The organism is Streptomyces lomondensis (assembly GCF_014651035.1).
Taxonomy (GTDB): domain Bacteria; phylum Actinomycetota; class Actinomycetes; order Streptomycetales; family Streptomycetaceae; genus Streptomyces; species Streptomyces lomondensis.
In genome coordinates, this window is sequence record NZ_BMWC01000001.1 from 1,467,087 (window position 1) to 1,488,026 (window position 20,940).

Annotated in this window: 16 protein-coding genes; 13 read left to right on the forward strand and 3 right to left on the reverse strand. The window is 71.0% G+C overall.

Annotated elements, in window-relative coordinates:
* Positions 1 to 76: 76 nt before the first annotated feature.
* From IE255_RS06370 to pgi, 8 genes are all read left to right on the forward strand, one after another.
* Positions 77 to 3,031, forward strand: a complete 2,955-nt coding sequence (locus IE255_RS06370) for a M14 family metallopeptidase (RefSeq protein ID WP_190049105.1) — start codon at positions 77 to 79, stop codon at positions 3,029 to 3,031.
* Between the two features lie 245 nt (positions 3,032 to 3,276).
* A complete protein-coding gene (gene gap / locus IE255_RS06375) occupies positions 3,277 to 4,284 on the forward strand; it encodes a type I glyceraldehyde-3-phosphate dehydrogenase (RefSeq protein WP_190049106.1) in 1,008 nt (335 codons plus the stop codon).
* Positions 4,285 to 4,424: 140 nt separating this feature from the next.
* The gene (locus IE255_RS06380; protein WP_190049107.1) at positions 4,425 to 5,636 is read left to right on the forward strand and encodes a phosphoglycerate kinase; all 1,212 of its coding nucleotides are present in this window, start codon (positions 4,425 to 4,427) and stop codon (positions 5,634 to 5,636) included.
* 5 nt (positions 5,637 to 5,641) lie between these two features.
* A complete protein-coding gene (tpiA, locus tag IE255_RS06385) occupies positions 5,642 to 6,418 on the forward strand; it encodes a triose-phosphate isomerase (protein WP_190049108.1) in 777 nt (258 codons plus the stop codon).
* Positions 6,419 to 6,513: 95 nt separating this feature from the next.
* Entirely contained in the window at positions 6,514 to 6,750 is a 237-nt protein-coding gene (secG, locus tag IE255_RS06390) for a preprotein translocase subunit SecG (protein WP_031121198.1), read from the forward strand.
* Between the two features lie 208 nt (positions 6,751 to 6,958).
* Positions 6,959 to 7,294 (forward strand): RNA polymerase-binding protein RbpA, encoded by a 336-nt coding sequence (locus IE255_RS06395; protein WP_078066843.1) that lies wholly within the window; start codon positions 6,959 to 6,961, stop codon positions 7,292 to 7,294.
* Between the two features lie 122 nt (positions 7,295 to 7,416).
* Complete coding sequence (locus IE255_RS06400; RefSeq protein WP_229906290.1) at positions 7,417 to 8,685, forward strand: MFS transporter; 1,269 nt, start codon at positions 7,417 to 7,419, stop codon at positions 8,683 to 8,685.
* Between the two features lie 76 nt (positions 8,686 to 8,761).
* Positions 8,762 to 10,414 (forward strand): glucose-6-phosphate isomerase, encoded by a 1,653-nt coding sequence (gene pgi / locus IE255_RS06405; protein ID WP_190049109.1) that lies wholly within the window; start codon positions 8,762 to 8,764, stop codon positions 10,412 to 10,414.
* Between the two features lie 58 nt (positions 10,415 to 10,472).
* Here the strand turns inward: pgi and IE255_RS06410 are convergent, their stop codons facing one another.
* From IE255_RS06410 to IE255_RS06420, 3 genes are read right to left on the reverse strand one after another with little or no spacing between them, the layout of a single operon-like run.
* Positions 10,473 to 12,878: an ABC transporter permease gene (locus IE255_RS06410; RefSeq protein WP_190049110.1), complete on the reverse strand. Its 2,406-nt coding sequence runs from the start codon at positions 12,876 to 12,878 to the stop codon at positions 10,473 to 10,475.
* Positions 12,879 to 12,917: 39 nt separating this feature from the next.
* Positions 12,918 to 13,673, reverse strand: a complete 756-nt coding sequence (locus IE255_RS06415; RefSeq protein ID WP_190049111.1) for an ABC transporter ATP-binding protein — start codon at positions 13,671 to 13,673, stop codon at positions 12,918 to 12,920.
* On the reverse strand, positions 13,670 to 14,185 hold the full coding sequence (locus tag IE255_RS06420; protein WP_190049112.1) for a PadR family transcriptional regulator: 516 nt from the start codon (positions 14,183 to 14,185) through the stop codon (positions 13,670 to 13,672). The genes IE255_RS06415 and IE255_RS06420 overlap by 4 nt, the downstream gene beginning before the upstream one ends.
* Positions 14,186 to 14,306: 121 nt before the next feature.
* Between IE255_RS06420 and IE255_RS06425 the strand changes: the two genes are divergently transcribed.
* From IE255_RS06425 to IE255_RS06445, 5 genes are all read left to right on the forward strand, one after another.
* The gene (locus IE255_RS06425) at positions 14,307 to 15,578 is read left to right on the forward strand and encodes an ABC transporter substrate-binding protein (protein WP_190049113.1); all 1,272 of its coding nucleotides are present in this window, start codon (positions 14,307 to 14,309) and stop codon (positions 15,576 to 15,578) included.
* 135 nt (positions 15,579 to 15,713) lie between these two features.
* Positions 15,714 to 17,336, forward strand: a complete 1,623-nt coding sequence (locus tag IE255_RS06430) for a glycoside hydrolase family 13 protein (RefSeq protein WP_190049114.1) — start codon at positions 15,714 to 15,716, stop codon at positions 17,334 to 17,336.
* 37 nt (positions 17,337 to 17,373) lie between these two features.
* The gene (locus IE255_RS06435; protein WP_190049115.1) at positions 17,374 to 18,705 is read left to right on the forward strand and encodes an ABC transporter substrate-binding protein; all 1,332 of its coding nucleotides are present in this window, start codon (positions 17,374 to 17,376) and stop codon (positions 18,703 to 18,705) included.
* A 6-nt stretch (positions 18,706 to 18,711) separates the two neighbouring features.
* Positions 18,712 to 20,076, forward strand: coding sequence for an ABC transporter permease subunit (locus IE255_RS06440; RefSeq protein ID WP_190049116.1), 1,365 nt, complete (start codon positions 18,712 to 18,714; stop codon positions 20,074 to 20,076).
* Positions 20,073 to 20,912 (forward strand): carbohydrate ABC transporter permease, encoded by an 840-nt coding sequence (locus IE255_RS06445; RefSeq protein ID WP_190049117.1) that lies wholly within the window; start codon positions 20,073 to 20,075, stop codon positions 20,910 to 20,912. The genes IE255_RS06440 and IE255_RS06445 overlap by 4 nt, the downstream gene beginning before the upstream one ends.
* Positions 20,913 to 20,940: the final 28 nt, after the last annotated feature.

Here is a 20,940-nt window from a genome sequence, read left to right on the forward strand (position 1 = left end):
GCCCTTGACTCGATCATGGACTGTCATGAGCCTGGCATCTGTTCGCTGCTGTGGCGAACCCACGCTAGGGGGGTTCATGAGACGAAAAGCGAGATCGATCCTCGCTGTCGGCGCGCTCCTGATCGGCGGAGCGAGCATCGCACCCATTGCCCAGGCACAACCGTCACGCCCGGCCCCGTCCGACCCGGACGAAGTCAAGGTCTTCCGCGCCGACGTCACCCAGCGGCAGGTCCCCCTGCTGCTGGCCGCCGGCCAGGACGGCCACGAACTCGGTGGGCAGGTGCCCGAGAAGGGCACCGGCACCGTAGAGCTCCAGCTGACCGACCAGCAGGCGAAGAAGCTGCGGAAGCAGGGCGTCGACCTCACCGAGCATCAGCTCTCCGCCAAGGCGGAGGCCCGCGTCGAGGACGCCGCCGAGGGCGTGTTCCGGCCGTACAGCGGCAAGGGCGGCCTCAAGGAGGAGATTCTCCGGACCGCCCAGGAGAACCCGGGCCTGACCAAGGTCGTCTCCATCGGCAAGTCGGTCAAGGGCCAGGACATCCTCGCCGTCAAGCTCACCAAGGGCGCGAAGAAGACGAAGGACGGTTCCAAGCCGTCCGTCCTCTACCTGTCCACCCAGCACGCGCGCGAGTGGATCACGCCGGAGATGACCCGGCGCCTGATGCACCACTACCTGGACAACTACAAGAAGGACCGGCGCATCAAGAAGATCGTCGACTCCACCGAACTGTGGTTCGTCCTCGCGGCCAACCCCGACGGCTACGACCACACGTTCGCCGCCGACGGCAACCGCCTGTGGCGCAAGAACCTGCGGGACGTCGACGGCGACGGCGCCATCACCACCGGCGACGGCGTCGACCTCAACCGCAACTTCGCCTACAAGTGGGGCTACGACGACGAGGGTTCGTCCCCCGACCCGACCAGTCAGACGTACCGCGGCGCGGGCCCGAACTCCGAGCCCGAGACCAGGGCGATGGACGCCTTCATGAAGCGGATCGGCTTCACGTACGGCATCAACTACCACTCCGCCGCCCAACTCATCCTCTACGGAGTCGGCTGGCAGGTGGCCACCGAGAGCCCCGACGACGTCCTCTACGAGGCCCTCGCCGGCACGCCCGAGAACCCCGCGGTGCCGGGTTACCACCCGCAGCTGTCCTCCGAGCTGTACACCACCAACGGCGAGACGGACGGCCACGCGTCGAACGTCAACGGCACGGCGATGTTCACCCCCGAGATGTCGACCTGCCAGACCGCCTCGGACTTCGACCCGAACGACGCGTGGAAACCGGCCGACTGCCGGTCGATCTTCACGTTCCCGGACGACGAGAAGCTGATCCAGCAGGAGTTCGCGAAGAACGTACCGTTCGCGCTCTCCGTCGCCGAGTCCGCCGCCCGCCCCGACCGGCCGGCCTCCTCGGTCGGACTGAGCGCGGCCGACTTCACCCCGGCCGCGTTCCCGACGTCGTACTCGCGCGGCGCCGACCAGGAGGTCTCCGTCGTCGCACGGAAGTCGCTGCGCGACAAGGAACTGCGGTACCGCGTCAACGGCGGCCGCACCGAGGACATGGCGCTCAAGCCCTGGAAGGGCGGCGAGACCTACGGCGGCGAGGACAACCTGTACTTCGACGAGTACCGGGCGAAGGTCAAGGACGGCGACCCGGGCGACAAGGTCGAGGTGTGGTTCACCGGGGAGACCGGAAACGGCAAGAAGGTCTCCAGCGAGCGCTTCACCTTCACCGTCGCCGAGCGGCCCCGGGCGGACGCCCTCGTCGTCGCCGAGGAGGGCACGGCCGCCACACAGGCGCAGAAGTACGTCGACGCCCTCAAGGCCAACGGCCGCAGGGCGGTCGTCTGGGACGTCGCCGAGCGGGGCGCGCCGGACGCACTGGGCGTGCTGAGCCACTTCGACACCGTCGTCCACTACACGGGCGCGGGCGTCCCCGGCAACGCCACCCAGCTTCAGCTGCGCGCCTTCCTCAACGAGGGCGGCAGGCTCATCGAGGCCGGCGAGCAGGCCGGCGGCAGCGTCGACCTCGGCGGCGGCGCCCTGTCCGACGACTTCAGCCAGTACTACCTGGGCGCCTACAACCGGACCTCGGCCGCCGGAGCCACCGGCTTCACCGGCTCCGGCGAGCTCGGCGGCTTCACGGGCCCGCTCGCCGCGGCGCCCGGCAACCCGCTGGACAAGGCCGGCCGGTACGGCGTCACCTCAGACGAACTGCCCGCCGACAAGTTCCCGCAGTTCGCGAGCGAGGGCGCCGGGCAGTTCGCCGGAGCGGTCAACCCCTACGGCCCGTACGCGGGCTCCTCGATGGCCGCCGCCGTCCACACCGACGCCGCCTACAAGCGCCTCACCCGCACCGTCGACCTCACCGGCGTCACGGCGGCCGACCGGCCCACCCTGCGCAGCCGGCTGATGTGGGACACCGAGCCCGGCTACGACAACGTCCTGGTCGAGGCCCACACCACGGGCGCCGACGACTGGACGACCCTGCCCGAGGCGGGCGGCGCCACCAGGGCCACGGTGCCGACGGAGTGCGAGGGCGGCTTCTACCTCCGCGAGCACCCCTGGCTGAAGCACTACCTGACCCAGTCGGACGACGGCTGCACCGCCACCGGCAGCACCGGGTCGTGGAACAGCCTCACCGGCAGCTCCGGCGGCTGGCAGCAGGTGGACTTCGACCTGAGCGCCTACGCCGGCCGGAACGTCGAGGTCTCGATCAGCTACGTCACCGACTCGGGCACCGGCGGTTACGGCGTCCTGGCCGACGAGGCCTCGCTCGTCGTCGGCGGTACGGCGAAGGAGACCGAGGGCTTCGAGACCTCGCTCGGCGCCTGGCGGGTCGCCGGACCGCCCGAGGGCAGCCCGGCCGTCCTCAAGGACTGGACGCGCACCGGGGCGCTGTTCCAGACGTACGGCGCGGTCACCACGGACGACACCGTGCTGCTGGGCTTCGGCCTGGAGCACGTCGCCACGTCGGCCGACCGGGCGGCACTGATGAGGAAGGCCCTCGCTTCCCTGGACGTGTGACCTCCCCCGAAGGGGGAACTCCGCGGTGAACAGGCACCAACTCCGCGTAGCGAAATCGAGTGATCCTGCTCTCGGAGGCGGGCGGTCCGTACCCCTACTGGCCGGTACGGACCGCCCTGCCGTGTATGGGGCATCTGGATGTCACCACCGGGGCCTCAGGGAGGTAGGGTCGGAGTCGGTCGGGGACATCCCAAACAGAGCTCGCCGGCTCTTCATGGCCGGCGTACCAACGAGGAGATCGGTTCGTGACGATCCGCGTAGGCATCAACGGCTTCGGCCGCATCGGTCGTAACTACTTCCGCGCGCTGCTGGAGCAGGGTGCAGACATCGAGATCGTGGCTGTCAACGACCTGGGTGACACCGCGACCACGGCTCACCTGCTGAAGTACGACACGATCCTGGGCCGCCTCAAGCAGGAGGTCTCCCACACCGCCGACACGATCACGGTCGACGGCAAGACCATCAAGGTCCTGTCCGAGCGCAACCCCGCCGACATCCCGTGGGGCGAGCTGGGCGTCGACATCGTCATCGAGTCGACCGGCATCTTCACCAAGAAGGAAGACGCCGGGAAGCACCTGGCCGGCGGCGCCAAGAAGGTCCTCATCTCGGCTCCGGCCAAGGACGAGGACATCACCATCGTGATGGGCGTCAACCAGGACAAGTACGACCCGGCGAACCACCACGTCATCTCCAACGCCTCCTGCACCACCAACTGTGTGGCGCCGATGGCCAAGGTTCTCGACGAGAACTTCGGCATCGTCAAGGGCCTGATGACGACGGTGCACGCGTACACGAACGACCAGCGCATCCTGGACTTCCCGCACAAGGACCTGCGCCGCGCCCGTGCCGCCGCCGAGAACATCATTCCCACCACGACCGGTGCCGCCAAGGCCACCGCGCTGGTCCTGCCGCAGCTGAAGGGCAAGCTGGACGGCATCGCGATGCGCGTCCCGGTCCCGACCGGCTCGGTCACCGACCTGGTCGTCGAGCTCGGCCGCGAGGTCACCAAGGAAGAGGTCAACGCCGCCTTCCAGAAGGCCGCCGAGGGCGAGCTCAAGGGCCTCCTCGACTACACCGAGGACCCGATCGTCTCCTCCGACATCGTCAACGCCCCGGCGTCCTGCACCTTCGACTCCTCCCTGACCATGGTCCAGGAGGGCAAGAACGTGAAGGTCATCGGCTGGTACGACAACGAGTGGGGCTACTCCAACCGCCTCGTCGACCTCACGGTCTTCGTCGGCGACCAGCTCTGATATCCAGAGCAGGCACCTCGATGTGAGAGCAGGGCTCGGGCGGCGCAGGGACGCGTCGCCCGAGCCCTGCCTCGCGTCCTGATCATGTTGGATCACGAGCGCTTCCGAGCGATCACGAGCCCTCACCAGGAGTCCCCTTCATGAAGACGATCGACGAACTTCTCTCCGAAGGCGTCGCCGGCAAGCGGGTCTTCGTCCGCGCCGACCTGAACGTGCCGCTGGACGGCACCACGATCACCGACGACGGCCGCATCCGCGCCGTGCTGCCCACCGTCAAGGCCCTCGCCGAGGCGGGCGCCCGCGTGGTCGTCGCCTCCCACCTGGGCCGCCCCAAGGGCGCCCCGGACCCGGTCTTCTCGCTCGGCCCGGCCGCCGCGCGCCTCGGTGAGCTGCTCGGCGCCGACGTGGCGTTCGCGACCGACACGGTCGGCGAGTCCGCCCAGGCCACGGTCGCCGGCCTCGCCGACGGCCAGGTCGCGGTCGTCGAGAACCTCCGCTTCAACGCCGGCGAGACGAGCAAGGACGACGCCGAGCGCGGCGCCTTCGCGGATCAGCTCGCCGCCCTCGCGGACGTCTACGTCGGCGACGGCTTCGGCGCCGTGCACCGCAAGCACGCGTCCGTCTACGACCTCCCGGCGCGGCTGCCGCACTACGCCGGCCACCTGATCGCCACCGAGGTCGGCGTCCTCAGGAAGCTCACCGACGACGTCAAGCGGCCCTACGTCGTCGCCCTCGGCGGCGCCAAGGTCTCCGACAAGCTCGCCGTCATCGACCAGCTGCTCGGCAAGGCCGACCGCATCCTCATCGGCGGCGGCATGGCCTACACCTTCCTCAAGGCCAAGGGCTACGAGGTCGGCATCTCCCTCCTCCAGGAGGACCAGATCCCGGCCGTCACCGAGTACATCGAGCGCGCCGAGAAGACCGGCGTCGAGCTGGTCCTGCCGGTGGACGTCCTCGTCGCGACCGAGTTCCCGGACCTGAAGACAAAGGCCCCGGCCCACCCCACGACCGTCGCCGCGGACGCCATCCCGGCCGACCAGGAGGGCCTCGACATCGGGCCCGAGACCCGCAAGCTGTACGCGTCCAAGCTCGCCGACGCCGCCACCGTCTTCTGGAACGGGCCCATGGGCGTCTTCGAGCACCCCGACTACGCCGAGGGCACCAAGGCGGTCGCCCAGGCCCTCATCGACTCCCCGGGCTTCACCGTCGTCGGCGGCGGCGACTCCGCCGCCGCCGTGCGGACCCTGGGCTTCGACGAGACGGCATTCGGCCACATCTCGACCGGTGGCGGCGCCTCCCTCGAATACCTCGAGGGCAAGACGCTCCCCGGCCTCGCCGCACTGGAGGACTGACCTACATGAGCACGCGCACGCCGCTGATGGCGGGCAACTGGAAGATGAACCTCAACCACCTCGAGGCCATCGCGCACGTCCAGAAGCTCGCCTTCGCCCTGGCCGACAAGGACTACGAGGCCGTCGAGGTCGCCGTCCTGCCGCCCTTCACCGACCTGCGCTCCGTGCAGACCCTGGTCGACGGCGACAAGCTCAAGATCAAGTACGGCGCCCAGGACATCTCGGCGCACGACGGCGGTGCCTTCACCGGCGAGATCTCCGGCCCGATGCTGGCCAAGCTGAAGTGCACGTACGTCGCCATCGGCCACAGCGAGCGCCGCCAGTACCACGGCGAGACCGACGAGCTGGTGAACGCCAAGGTCAAGGCCGCCTACAAGCACGGCCTGACCCCCATCCTGTGCGTCGGCGAGGAACTGGAGGTCCGCGAGGCGGGCAACCACGTCTCCCACACCCTCGCCCAGGTCGAGGGCGGTCTGAAGGACCTGCCCGCCGAGCAGGCCGAGACCGTCGTGATCGCCTACGAGCCCGTCTGGGCCATCGGCACCGGCAAGGTCTGCGGCGCCGAGGACGCCCAGGAGGTCTGCGCGGCGATCCGCGGCAAGATCGCCGAGCTGTACTCGCAGGAGCTGGCCGACAAGGTCCGCATCCAGTACGGCGGCTCGGTCAAGGCCGGCAACGTCGCCGAGATCATGGCCCAGGCCGACATCGACGGCGCCCTGGTCGGCGGCGCCTCGCTGGACGCCGACGAGTTCGTCAAGATCGTGCGCTTCCGCGACCAGTGAGTATGCGCTAACGGCGATTCGTCGTACCCTTGCGGGGTCCAGCGCTGTGCTGGGCCCCGCGTCGTCCATCCGCATCCGAGGAAGTTGGTCCAGCCGTGGTTCTGGGGTTCTCCATCGCCCTGATCGTCTTCAGCCTGCTGCTGATGCTGCTGGTGCTGATGCACAAGGGGAAGGGCGGCGGCCTCTCCGACATGTTCGGTGGCGGCATGCAGTCCTCCGTCGGCGGCTCCTCGGTCGCCGAGCGCAACCTCGACCGGATCACCGTCGTGGTCGGTCTGCTGTGGTTCGCGTGCATTGTCGTCCTCGGCATCCTGATGAAGGTGAACAACTGACCGAGGCGCATTCCGCACGGAACTCGTACGTGAGGCCCCATGTTCGGTACGCGCAGCTGAGCGCGGCCTATCATGGGGCTTGCGTCTAGGTGTGAGGGTTGTAACTCCAATCACTGGACGCGCGTTGGGCCTTACGTAGACTGAGGCGCTCGCAGCGAAGCGGAACGCCGACTCGCTTCGCGGCACCATCACGCAGGGAGTTACGACCGTGGCAAGTGGCAACGCGATCCGGGGAAGCCGGGTCGGGGCGGGGCCGATGGGCGAGGCCGAGCGCGGCGAGTCCGCGCCCCGGCTGCGCGTCTCCTTCTGGTGCTCCAACGGACACGAGACCCAGCCGAGCTTCGCCAGCGACGCGCAGGTGCCCGACACCTGGGACTGTCCCCGCTGCGGCTTTCCGGCCGGCCAGGACCGGGACAACCCGCCGGACCCGCCGCGCACCGAGCCCTACAAGACGCACCTGGCGTATGTGCGGGAGCGGCGCAGCGACGCGGACGGCGAGGCGATCCTCGCCGAGGCGCTCGCCAAACTGCGGGGCGAGATCTAGGAGTTGAGACCGGCCGGGCACCAGCGGGTGCCCGGCCGGAGCTGCTTTACCAGGCCGCCGCAGACCCATTGTCAGTGGTGCCCTCTACGGTTTGTGCATCGGACGAACCATGAGGGGGAGCGGTGGCGACGGTCGAGGCGGGGAACATGCGCGCGCCCGCGTGGCGCGGGGGCTTCGGGCGGCTGTGGAGCGCCGCCGTGCTGTCCAGCTTCGGTGACGCGCTGCGCACGGCCGCGCTGCCCCTGCTGGCCGTCACGCTCACCGACGAGCCGCTGCTCATCGCCTCCGTCACGGCCTGCGGCTATCTGCCCTGGATCGTCTTCGGCCTGCTCGGCGGGGCCGTCGCCGACCGCGTGGACCAGCGGCGCGCCATGTGGCTGGTGGACGCGTTACGGGGAGCGCTGGTCGCCGCCTTCGCGGTGGCCGTCGCCCTCGGCCACGCATCGATCGGCCTGCTCATCCTGCTGGCCTTCGCGCTCACCACCCTCCAGACCCTCTTCGACAACGCCGCCACGGCGCTGCTGCCCGCCCTGGTCGACCGGGACGCGCTCGGCAGCGCCAACACCCGGCTGATGACCGGCCAGCGCATCGCGGGCGGGCTGCTCGGCGGGCCCGTCGTGCCGCTGCTGCTGGCGGCCGGGGCGGCCGTGCCGTTCGCGGCCGACGCCGTGACCTTCCTGGTGGCCGCCGCGCTGATCGCCTCACTGCCGGCCGCCGAGTCCGACCGGAAGCCGAGACCTGCGGGCAGCACGCTGCGCCGGGAGATCGCCGAAGGGCTGCGCACACTGGCGCGGGACAGGGCCCTGCGCGGACTGTGCGCCGCCACCGCCCTGTGCAACATCGGCATGGGCGCCCTCATCGCCACCCTCGTGGTCCTGGTGACCGGCTGGCTCGACGCGGGCAACGCGGGATACGCGGCGGCCATGACCGCGTACACGGCCGGCAGCCTGGCCGGGGGAGCCGTGGGCGGCAGGCTCGTCGCCCGCTTCGGACGGATGCGCATGGTGCTCGTCGCCGGGACCGTACAGACCGCCGCGCTCCTCGTCATGGGCTCGGTGCGCGGCATGGTCGCGCTGGTGGCCGCACTAGCCGTCTTCGGGTTCATGGGAATGGTGTGGAACGTCAACACCACCACGCTGATGCAGCAGCGCAGCCCCGCCGAACTGCTGGGCCGCGTGAGCTCCGCCTACCGGACGCTCGCCGTCGCGGGCGCGCCCCTGGGCGCGCTGCTGGGCGGAGCCGTCGCCACGGCCTGGGGCGAGAACACCCCGGCGCTGCTCGCCGCCGCCTTCTTCGCTCTGTCCGTCACCGCGCTGATACCCGCGCGCCGACCGGACGTACCTGTTGTTGCGCCGCAGGACGGTGCGACGACAGGCCGCGGCAACCGCTGATCAACTAGGTTGGGACCGGCAGCGGGGCAGGTACGCAGCAGCACAGGCAGGACAGGAAAGAAGGCTGAAGTCCGAGATGAACACAGACGGCCGTACCCGGCTCAACCAGATGTCCGAGTGGACGGCCCTGGCCAAGCACCGCGAGGAGCTGGGCGAGGTCCAGCTGCGCGAGCTGTTCGCCGCCGACGCCGGGCGCGGCACCGCGTACACCCTCCGCGTCGGCGACCTGTATGTCGACTACTCCAAGCACCTCGTCACCGACGACACCCTGCGGCTGCTGCGCGAACTGGCCGCCGCCACGGACGTCTTCGGGCTGCGGGACGCCATGTTCCGCGGCGAGAAGATCAACACGACCGAGAACCGGGCCGTGCTGCACACCGCGCTGCGCGCGCCGCGGGACGCGGTGATCGAGGTCGACGGCGAGAACGTGGTGCCCGGGGTGCACGCGGTGCTCGACAAGATGGCCGGCTTCGCGGACCGGGTGCGCTCCGGGGAGTGGACCGGGCACACCGGCAAGCGGATCCGGAACATCGTCAACGTCGGCATCGGCGGCTCCGACCTCGGGCCCGCGATGGCGTACGAGGTGCTGCGCGCCTTCACGGACCGCTCGCTGACCCTGCGTTTCGTGTCGAACGTGGACGGCGCCGACCTGCACGAGGCGGTCCGGGACCTGGACCCGGCGGAGACGCTGTTCATCATCGCCTCCAAGACGTTCACCACCATCGAGACGGTCACCAACGCCACCTCCGCGCGCTCCTGGCTGCTGGCCGCGCTCGGTGACGAGGCCGCCGTCGCGAAGCACTTCGTCGCCCTGTCGACGAACGCCGAGAAGGTCGCCGAGTTCGGCATCGACACGGCCAACATGTTCGAGTTCTGGGACTGGGTCGGCGGCCGCTACTCCTATGACTCCGCGATCGGCCTGTCCCTGATGATCGCGATCGGCCCGGACCGCTTCCGGGAGATGCTCGACGGCTTCCGCATCGTCGACGAGCACTTCCGGACCGCGCCCGCCGAGTCCAACGTGCCGCTGCTGCTGGGCCTGCTGGGCATCTGGTACGGCAACTTCCACGACGCCCAGTCGCACGCGGTGCTGCCGTACAGCCACTACCTGTCCAAGTTCACCGCCTATCTCCAGCAGCTCGACATGGAGTCCAACGGCAAGTACGTCGGCCGGGACGGGCGTGAGGTGGAGTGGCAGACCGGGCCGGTGGTGTGGGGCACGCCGGGCACCAACGGGCAGCACGCCTACTACCAGTTGATCCACCAGGGCACGAAGCTGATCCCGGCGGACTTCATCGGCTTCGCCCGTCCGGTCGCCGAGTTGAGCGACGAACTGAAGGCGCAGCACGACCTGCTGATGGCCAACTTCTTCGCCCAGACGCAGGCGCTCGCCTTCGGCAAGACACCGGACGAGGTGCGGGCCGAGGGCGTGCCGGAGGAGCTGGTGCCGCACAAGACGTTCCGGGGCAACCACCCGACGACCACGATCCTCGCCCCCGAGCTGACGCCGTCCGTCCTCGGCCAGTTGGTCGCCCTCTACGAGCACAAGGTGTTCGTGCAGGGCGCGGTGTGGGACATCGACTCCTTCGACCAGTGGGGCGTGGAGCTGGGCAAGGTGCTCGCCAAGCGCGTCGAACCCGCGCTGACGGAGGGCGCCGAGGTCGAGGGTCTGGACGCCTCCACCAAGGCGCTGGTCGCGACGTACCGGGAGCTGCGCGGCCGGCAGTGACGACCGCGGGCGGGAGCGGGAAACGCGGGCGGCAGCGCGCCGTCCGCTTCCCGTGAGATCAGGCGACCGCGCTCAGCGTGTCCGCCAGCCGCCGCCGCGCCGACCGGGCTGCGGGCACGGCGGCCAGCGCCGCCGCGCAGAGCACCGCCGCCGCCCCGAGCAGCAGCATGAGCGGGGCGGACGGGCCCTGGGCGATCCCGGCGCCGATGCCGCTCGATCTGCCCTGGGCGTCGATCAGCCAGTGGGCGAGGGACAGCCCCAGGGCGCTGGCGGCGAGGACGGCGGCGAGGGCCGTGAGGCCGGTGGCCGTGACGGTGATCGCCGTGATCTGCCGGGGGGACAGGCCGATGGCCTTCAGCGCGAGCAGGTCCCGTTCGCTCTCGCGGACGGTGCCGCCGATCGCGGTCAGCAGCTCGATGAGCCCGATCAGCGCCAGGACGGCGATCAGTCCGGCGACGACCGCGCGCAGCGGGGAGAGCCCGTCGGCGGGGTTGGTCACGGTGTGCACGTCCAGATGCCCGCGCCCGGCCGTGGCGAGCCGGTCGGCGACCTCGCGGGGGTCGGCACCGGGGTCCAGGCGCAGCTCGTAGAGGGTCGGGTGGAGGCCGGGGTCGTTCGCGCGGAGAGTGTCGAGGGACGTGGAGATGACCCGGCCGGCGTTCTCCGGCTCGATGCTGCGGCCCACGATGTGCAGGATCTGCGGCTGGTCGCCGACGGTCATCCGCACCCAGTCGCCGACGCGCACGTCCAACAGGTCGAGCAGCCCCTGTCCGGCCACGGCCTCGTCGGCGCCGCGGGCGGGGCGGCCCTCGGCGAGGGTGTACGGGTAGGGGTCCTGGTGGGTGCCGAGGCCGCGCAGGGCGATGGTCGCCGTCTGGCCCGGGACCAGGGCGGCCGTCTCGACGCCCGGGTAGGCGGCGGCGACCTGCGGGTCGTCTTCCAGGAGCGTGCGGGTCTGCTGCTCGCTCAGGCCGGCGTCGGCGCGGACGCTGAGCGTGGTGGGCAGACCGATCTGCTCGGGCCTGCTGTGGAAGCGGTCGATGGTGGTCCAGGCGCTCATCGCCACGACGATCAGCAGCAGCGGCAGCGTGAGGCGGGCGACCGTGGCCAGGGACCGGGGGCGGCGGGTGAACGCCTTGTGCCAGCCCAGCACCAGCGCGGGCGGGATCCGCGCCCCGAGGGCGCGGCGTGCCAGGTCGGAGAGCTGCCCGGTCCGGGGAGCCGCGGGCCGCAGCCCGAGGACGCGGCGCAGGCCGCCGGTCAGCCGCCCACCGGGCGTAGCCGCCGCGGGCCGCGGTCCAAGGGCCCGGCCCGTCGACCCGGACAACCGCCCGCCGAGCGCCGCCGCGGGCCTCTGCACCGGTACCGGCGGCACACGGCCCGCCCGCCAGGCGGCCAGCCCGGTGGTCGCGCCGATGAACAGCACCGCGCCCACCGGCACCACGAACAGTGCGAGCGTGTGCCCGGGCAGCCCCTGCCACACGCCGACCGCGTCCCCGAGCCGCCCCGGGATCCGGCTGCCGAGGGCCTCGGCGAGCCCGGCGGCGGCCACGGCGCCCAGCAGGGCGTAGGCGAGGTGCTGGAGCAGGAAGACGCGCACCACCTGGCCGGGGGTGAAGCCGATCGCCTTCAGTACGGAGAGGTCGCGCAGGTGACCGCGGATGCGGGTGCCGATCGCGCCGTGCACGGCGAGCCCGGCGGCGACCAGCGCGCCCAGCCCGAACAGGCCCAGCACCTGGCCGAGCAGCCGGTTGTCGCCCTGCGCCTCGGCCCGGGCCTGCTGCCAGGTGGACACCTCGCCGATCGCCCCGGCGCCCAGCACGGTCACGGCCCGCTGGACGACGTAGGACGTGTCGCCCGGGTCCGTCAGCCGCAGCCCGATCACCTGGCCGCCGGGGTCCGGCACCGCCGACGGCAGTGCCCACACCAGGCCCGGCTGCTCACCGGGCCGGTAGCGGGGCTCGGCGCTGTCGGCGAGGCCGACGACGGTCAGCCGGCGGGCGGTGCCGGGCACGGTGAGGGTGTCGCCGGGCTCGGCCAGCAGGGCGCGGGCGAGGCGGCTCTCCAGGACCACGCCGTTCGGGGTCGCGGGGTCCAGCCAGTGGCCGGAGACGATCGGCGGGCGGCCGACGGAGGGCCGTTCCGGGGTGCCGCGCAGCTCGACGGAGGCGCGGCTGCCGCGCGAGGCGACGGTGGCGGAGGCGGTGGGGTAGGGGCCGGCGACGGAGTCGACGCCGTCCAGCGCGGTCAGCTTCCCGGTGTCGGCGGCGGTGTCGGTGTGCAGCCACACATGGGCGCCGTGTGACTGCGTGAACACCCGCTGCCAGGGGTTGGTCGCGTACCCGAACAGGGCCGTGGCCAGCAGCAGGGAGGCGACGATGCCCGCCGTGGCGAGGACGAGGAACAGCGCCTCGCCGCGGTGCGTGCGCAGATCGGAGTGCGCCCAGCGCAGGGTGGCTCGCATACGGGTCAGCCCTTCCGGGGAGCGTCGTACACCCGCATGTCAGTCCTTCAGCTCCAGAACGCCGGAGATCCCGGCCCGGCGTGGCGGGGTGCCGCCGTCGAGGGTCGCGTCGTCGGCGATGCGGCCGTCGAAGAAGCTGATCACCCGGTCCGCGGCGCTCGCCAGCCGGGCGTCATGGGTGACGAGCAGGATCGTCTGGCCGCGCTGGTGGAAGCGGGACAGCAGCCGCATCACCTCGCGGGTGCCCTTGCTGTCGAGGCTGCCCGCGGGCTCGTCGGCCAGCAGCAGCGGAGGGTGGTTGACCAGGGCCCGGGCCAGGGCGACGCGCTGCTGCTCGCCGCCGGACAGTTCGCCCGGCATGCTGCGCTCCTTGCCCGTCAGGCCCAGCTCGGCCAGCAGCCGCTCCCGCTCGGCCCGCGCCTGCTTCGGCGGGGTCCCGGCGAGCAGCGCCGGCAGCTCCACGTTGTCGGCGACGGACAGGCTGGAGACGAGGTTGAAGAACTGGAAGACGATCCCGATCCGCTTCCTGCGCTCCACCGCCCAGCGGGCCTCGCTGTAGGTGTCGGTGGACTCGCCGTCGAGCCAGATACTGCCCGCGTCCGGCCGCTGGAGCCCGCCGAGCAGATGCAGCAGCGTCGACTTGCCGGCGCCGGACGGGCCGGTGATCGCCACGAACTCGCCGTGCCGTACGCACAGGTCGACCCCGCGTACGGCATGGGCGGGCGCGCCCTCGCCGTGGTGCGTCTTCACCAGCCCCTCGGCGCGCAGCACAGGAGCGGGACGGTCGTCGCTCACTCCAGCTCCTCCAGCTCTTCCTGGCACCGCTCCAGCCAGTCGAGGTCGGCCTGCAGGTGCAGCATCGCGCCCTCGATCAGCAGATGGGCGATGCGGTTGTCGCGATCTTCGGCGGCGGCCAGCCTCGACAGCTGCCGCATGGTGTTCAGGTACTGACGCCGCTGCTGGTTGATCAGGGAGATCTGGTCGGCGAGCCCGGTCTGCGGAGCGAGCGCCAGCTTCATGAAGAACTCGTCCCGCACCCGCGGCTCGTCCTCGGGCTCCTCGAACCAGGCGCGCAGCGCCTCCCGCCCGGCCTCGGTGAGGTGGTAGACCTTCTTGTTGGGCCGGCTGGACTGCGCCACGTCCTCGCCCTCGATCAGTCCCGTCTTCTCGAGGCGGCCGAGGGTCACATAGATCTGGCCGACGTTCGGCTGAGGGTACGCGGAGCCCAGCAGTTGCTCAAGGTCCTGCTTGAGCTCGTAGCCGTGGGCGGGGCCGCGGGCGAGGAGAGCCAGGAGGGGCAGGCGCACGCGTGCAGTCCTCCTGTCTGGTCAATGTGCTCCAGGCCCTAGTATCGCCCATACCTAACAGGTATACATGGCCTCTGATTCCGGGCAAGGGTGCCCGTCGCCGGTGTACAGGGAGGAACCTATGCGGTGGATCCATGCCGCAGGTAGGGGCCTTCTCGTGCTCGTCGTGGTCCTGACCGGTTACGTCGCCGCCGGGGCGCAGGCGGGGGAGCCCGTCGGCGGCGGCCGCGGACCGCTCACCCTCGCCACCGCCGGAGACCTTACCGGCTACCTCGGTCCGCTGCTGGAGGGCTGGAACCGCACCCACCCCGGCGAAAAAGTGACCCTCGTCGAGTTGCCGGACTCCGCCGACGAGACCCGGGCCCAGATGGCCACCGACCTGCGCGACGGCGACCGCAGCCGGTTCGACGTGCTCAACATCGACGTCAACTGGACCTCGGAGTTCGCCGCGGCGGGCTGGATCCGGCCGCTGCCCCGCGACCGCTTCCCGCTGAAGACCTTCCTCCCGCCGGTCGTGGACACGGCGACCTACGACGGACAGCTCTACGCCGTCCCGTACGTCACCAACGCCGGCCTGCTCCTCTACCGCAAGGACGTCCTCGCGAAGGAGGGCGTGCAGCCGCCGCGCACCTGGGCGGAGCTGGAGCGGTACGCGAAGACCATCGCCCCGAAGTACGGCCTCGACGGCTACGCCGGGCAGTTCCTGCCGTACGAGGGCCTCACCGTCAACGCGGCCGAGGCCGTCTACTCGGCGGGCGGCTCGATCCTCGGCGACGAGGGCGAGCGCGTCACCGTCGACTCGGCGGCGGCCCGTGAGGGCATCGGCTTCCTGGCGCGCGGCGTGCGCGAGGGCTGGATCCCGAAGGAAGCGCTGACCTACAAGGAGGAGGAGTCCAAGCAGGCCTTCCAGGACGGCCGGCTGCTCTTCCTGCGGAACTGGCCGTACGCCTACGTCGGCGCCTCCGCGCCCGGCTCGAAGGTCGCCGGCAAGGTCGGCGCCGTACCCCTGCCCGGACCCGACGGGCCGGGGACGAGCGTCCTCGGCGGCTCCAACCTGGCCGTCAGCGCGCACGCCCGGCACCCCGACTCCGCCGCCCGCCTGATCGCGTACCTCACCAGCGAGCGCGTCCAGCGGCAGGTCCTCACGCGGGGCGCTCTGCCACCCGTACGGGCCGATCTCTACGCGGACCCCGCGCTCATCCGCCGCTTCCCGTATCTGCCGACCCTGCGCGAGAGCGTGCTCGCGGCCGAGCCGCGCCCCAAGAGCCCGCACTACGACCAGGTCAGCCTGGTGGTGCAGGCAGCCGTACAGGACGCGATGACCGGGCGCCAGACGCCCGAGGCGGCGGTGCGCCGGCTGGCCCGCGAACTGGCGGCCATCTCCAGCCGCTAGTTACGTGTTAGGTAACGAGCCCATCTCATCTGCCTTGGCTTTGCCCGGCTAAGTCCCTATTTGCGGCCCCAACTGGTCGGTATCTTCCGTTCTTTTCGTTGACACCCCTCTGATACAGATACCTAACATGCATGCATGTTGAGTAAGCACCACTGGTGGCGGGACGCGGTCATCTACCAGGTGTACGTCCGCAGCTTCCTGGACAGCACCGGCGACGGCATCGGCGATCTCGCCGGGGTCCGGGCCGGGCTGCCGTACCTGAAGAAGCTCGGCGTCGACGGGATCTGGCTGAGCCCCTTCTATCCCTCGCCGCAGCACGACCACGGCTACGACGTGGCCGACTACTGCGACGTCGACCCGCTCTTCGGCGACCTCGGCGAGTTCGACCTGCTGGTCGGGACAGCGCGGCGGCTCGGCATCAAGGTGCTGCTCGACATCGTCCCGAACCACTGCTCCAGCGAGCACCCCTGGTTCCGCGAGGCCCTCGCCGCCGCACCCGGCAGCCCGGCCCGGGCCCGCTTCCACTTCGCCGACGGCCGCGGCCCGGACGGCTGCGAGCCGCCCAACAACTGGCACTCCATGTTCGGCGGCCCCGCCTGGAGCCGGGTCACCGAGCCCGACGGGCGGCCCGGCCAGTGGTACCTGCACATGTTCGCGCCCGAGCAACCCGACTGGAACTGGCGCAACCCCGAGATCGCCGCCGAGTTCGACCGGATCCTCCGGTTCTGGCTGGACCGAGGCATCGACGGCTTCCGCATCGACGTCGCCGCCGGCCTCTTCAAGCACCCGGAGCTGCCCGACTCCGACGACCCGGAGGCCGATGCCCGCACCCGCGACTCGGTCAACCCGCTCGCCTGGAACCAGCCCGAGGTCCACGACGTGTGGCGCCGCTGGCGCTCCATGTGCGAGGAGTACACCGAGCGCGACGGCCGCGAACGCCTGCTCGTCGGCGAGGTCTCCGTCCCGACCGCCCGCGAACACGCGCAGTACGTCCGCCCCGACGAACTGCACCAGGCCTTCTTCTTCGACCTGCTCAGCGCCCCCTGGGATCCGGACGCCTTCCAGAAGGTCATCTCCGAGGCCATGCAGGACATCGCCGGCACCGGCTCGACCGTCACCTGGGTCCTCAACAACCACGACCAGGTCCGCACCGTCACCCGCTACGGCGAACCCGCCACCGAGGGCAGCGGCCTCGGCGCCGCCCGCGCCCGCGCTGCCGCCCTGCTGATGCTGGCGCTGCCCGGGGCCGCGTACATCTACCAGGGCGAGGAGCTCGGGCTGCCCGAGGTCGTGGACCTGCCCGACGACGTGCTCACCGACCCGATCTTCCGCCGCACCGGCAGCCGGGCCCGCATCCGCGACGGCTGCCGGGTGCCGCTGCCCTGGTCGGGGCAGGCCTCGCCGTTCGGCTTCACCTCCGGCGTGGAGGGCGCCAAGCCGTGGCTGCCGCAGCCGGAGTACTTCGCCGAGTACGCCACCGACCGCGCCCTCGCCGACACCCGCTCCTTCTGGCACCTGTACCGCGACGGCCTCCAACTGCGCGCCGCCCTGCCCCAGCTGGGCGAGGGCACGCTGCGCTGGCTGGACGCCCCGCCCGGCGTCCTCGCCTTCACCCGCGGCGACGACCTGGTGTGCGCCGTCAACTTCGGCACCGCTCCCACCCCCGCGCCGGTCTCCGGCGCCCCGCTGCTCGCCAGCGGCCCCTGCCCGCCCGGAGTGCTCTCCGGCTCGACGGCCGCCTGGTGGATCCGTTCCTGAACGCCCCGCAAGTCAACTCCCCGAAGGGACATCAACGATGATGCGACGACGTACCACCCTGCTCACCGGCTGCACCGGCATCCTTGGCGGACTGGCGCTCGGCGCGACCGCGTGCGGCGGCGGCCCCGTCACGGCCGGCGGCGGCGACAAAGCGCTCAGCGGCCAGGCGGTCACCGTGGCCGGAGTCTGGTCCGGCACCGAGCAGAAGAACTTCCAGAAGGTCCTGGACGCCTTCACCGAGAAGACCGGCGCCAAGACGCAGTTCACGTCCACCGGCGACAACGTCTCCACCGTCGTCGGCAGCAAGATCGAGGGCGGCAACGCCCCCGACGTCGTGATGGTCCCGCAGGTCGGCGTGCTCAAGCAGTTCGCGCAGAAGGGCTGGCTCAAGCCGCTGTCGAAGAAGACCGAGCAGTCCGTCGACGCGGGGTACGCCCCCGTGTGGAAGGAGTACGGCAGCGTCGACGGCACCCTCTACGGCCTGTACTTCAAGGCCGCCCACAAGTCGACCGTCTGGTACAGCCCCGACGCCCTCGCGCAGGCCGGGGTGAAGCCGCCGAAGACGTACGACGAGATGCTGAAGGCCGGGCAGACCGTGTCCGACTCCGGTCTCGCCGCGTTCTCCGTCGCCGGGCAGGACGGCTGGACCCTCACCGACTGGTTCGAGAACATCTACCTCTCCCAGGCCGGACCCGAGAAGTACGACGCCCTCGCCGCCCACAAGCTGAAGTGGACGGACGCGAGCGTGGTCGAGGCACTGGAGACGCTGGGCAAGCTCTTCAAGGACAAGCAGCTCATCGCCGGCGGCCAGAAGGGCGCCCTGAACACCGACTTCCCCGGCTCGGTGGAGAAGGTGTTCGGGCCGGAACCCGAGGCCGGCATGGTCTACGAGGGCGACTTCGTCGCCGGTGTCGCCAAGGACCAGTTCGGCAAGAAGGTCGGCGAGGACGCGAACTTCTTCCCGTTCCCCGCGGTCGGCGGCGGCGAGGCGCCGGTCGTCAGCGGCGGTGACGCGGCCGTCGTCCTCAAGGACGGCAAGAACCAGAAGGCCGCCCAGGCCCTCCTGGAGTACCTGGCGACCCCGGAGGCCTCGGCAGTCTGGGCCGAAGCCGGCGGCTTCCTCTCCCCGAACAAGAAGCTCGATCTCGCCTCCTACGGCGACGACGTCACCCGCGCCACCGCCAAGTCCCTCGTCCAGGCCGGGGACTCGGTCCGCTTCGACATGTCCGACCAGGCCCCTGCGGCCTTCGGCGGCACGAAGGGCGCCGGCGAGTGGAAGCTGCTCCAGGACTTCCTGCGCGACCCGTCCGACCCGAAGGGCACCGCGGCGAAGCTGGAGGCCGCGGCGGCCAAGGCGTACCAGGACTGATCCGCCATGACCGCGACCCTCGTGAAAGAGACGAGTCCCCCGCCGCCGCCCGTCACGACCGCCGACCGCACCCGGCGACTGCGGCGGCGCGGGAAGATCATCGCCCTCCTCTTCGTGCTGCCCGCGCTGCTGCTGCTCGGCGCGCTCGTCGTCTACCCCGTGCTGTTCAGCATCGGCCGCAGCTTCTTCGACGCCTCCGGCACGACCTTCGTCGGCGGCGAGAACTACACCGAGATGTTCCGCGACCCCGCGACCCTCAGGGCCGTCCGCAACACGGCCATCTGGGTCGTCGTGGCCCCTGCCCTGCTCACCGGACTCGGCCTGATCCTGGCCGTGCTGGTGGAGAAGATCCGCTGGGCCACGGCCTTCAAACTGCTCCTCTTCATGCCGATGGCGGTCTCCTTCCTCGCCGCCGGCATCATCTTCCGGCTCGCCTACGACGAGGACCCGGACAAGGGCGTCCTCAACGCCGCGGTGGTCTCCGTCCACGACGCCTTCAAGGGCGAGTCCTCGTACCCGACGGCCCGGGCGCGCGACGGGCAGGGGCTGACGAAGGAGAAGGACGGCTCGTACCGCACGACTTCCACCGTCTCGCCCGGGGACACGGTGACGCTCGGCCTGGTCGGGGTGCAGCCCGGCGACCTGCCCGGCGACGCCCGGCCCGCGTCCGGGGCGGCGGGACGGCAGGCCGCCGCCGGCGAACTGCGCGGGGTCGTCTACCTGGACTTCACGCCCGGCGGGGGAGGGGAGCAGGGCAAGGTCGACGCGCGGGAGAGCGGACTGCCGCAGATGAAGGTCGAGGCGGTGCGCGACGGCAAGCCGGTCGCCACGGCGACCACCGCCTCCGACGGCTCCTTCCGCTTCGAGGGTCTCGAAGCCGGCTCGTACCAGGTGACACTGCCGTCCTCCAACTTCGCCGCACCGTACGAAGGTGTCTCCTGGCTCGGACCGGCGCTGGTCACCCCGGCGATCATCGGGGCGTACCTGTGGATCTGGACCGGCTTCGCCATGGTGCTGATCGGGGCGGGCCTGTCGACGCTGCCCCGGGACGCGCTGGAGGCGGCGCGGATGGACGGCGCGAACGAGTGGCAGATCTTCCGCCGCATCACCGTCCCGCTGCTGGCCCCGGTCCTGACGGTCGTCTTCGTCACGCTCGTCATCAACGTGATGAAGGTCTTCGACCTCGTCTACATCATCGCGCCCGGGCCCGTGCAGGAGGACGCGACCGTCCTCGCGACGCAGATGTGGCTGGTGTCGTTCGGCGGCGGCAACAACCAGGGCCTCGGCAGCGCGCTCGGTGTGCTGCTCCTGCTGCTGGTGGTTCCGGCCATGGTGTTCAACGTCCGCCGTTTCCGAAGGAGTCAACGATGAACGCGGTACGGCGCGGACTGGGCAACGGGGTCGTCCAGGCCCTCCTCGTCGTAGTGGGCCTGGTGTGGATGACTCCGCTGGCCGGGCTGTTCCTGTCCTCGTTGCGGTCCGCCGAGGACACGGCGAAGGGCGGCTGGTGGACGGTGTTCTCCAGCCCCGGGCAGCTGTCCTTCGACAACTACTCGGCGCTGCTGGGGAACGCGGGCATCACGCAGGCGTTCTGGAACACGGTGCTGATCTCGGTGCCGACGACGGTGCTGGTCGTGGTCGTCGCGGCGCTCGCCGGGTACGCCTTCGCGTGGCTGGACTTCCCCGGGCGGGAGGCGATCTTCCTCGTGGTGGTCGCGCTGCTGGTGGTGCCCGTGCAGATCGGTCTGCTGCCGGTGGCCAAACTCTTCGGCCAGCTGGGGCTGTTCGGCACGATCCCCGGTGTCGTCCTCTTCCACGTGGCCTACGGCCTGCCGTTCGCGGTGTTCCTGCTCCGGAACTACTTCGCCGAGATGCCGAAGGAGATGCTGGAAGCCGCGCGGATGGACGGCGGCAGCGAATGGCGCATCTTCACCCGGCTCGTCCTGCCCGTGGGGCGGCCGGCGATCGCCTCCCTGGCCATCTTCCAGTTCCTGTGGGTGTGGAACGACATGCTGGTCGCGCTGCTGTTCGCGGACAGCTCCTCGCAGCCGCTGACGGTGGAACTCCAGTCCCAGATACGGCAGTTCGGCAGCAACATCGACGTCCTGGCGCCGGGGGCGTTCGTGTCACTGGTGGTTCCGGTGGTCGTGTTCTTCGCCTTCCAACGGCACTTCGTGCAGGGCGTGATGGCCGGCTCGGTGAAGTAGGACGCCGCCCCCGCGCCGCCCCGAGGCA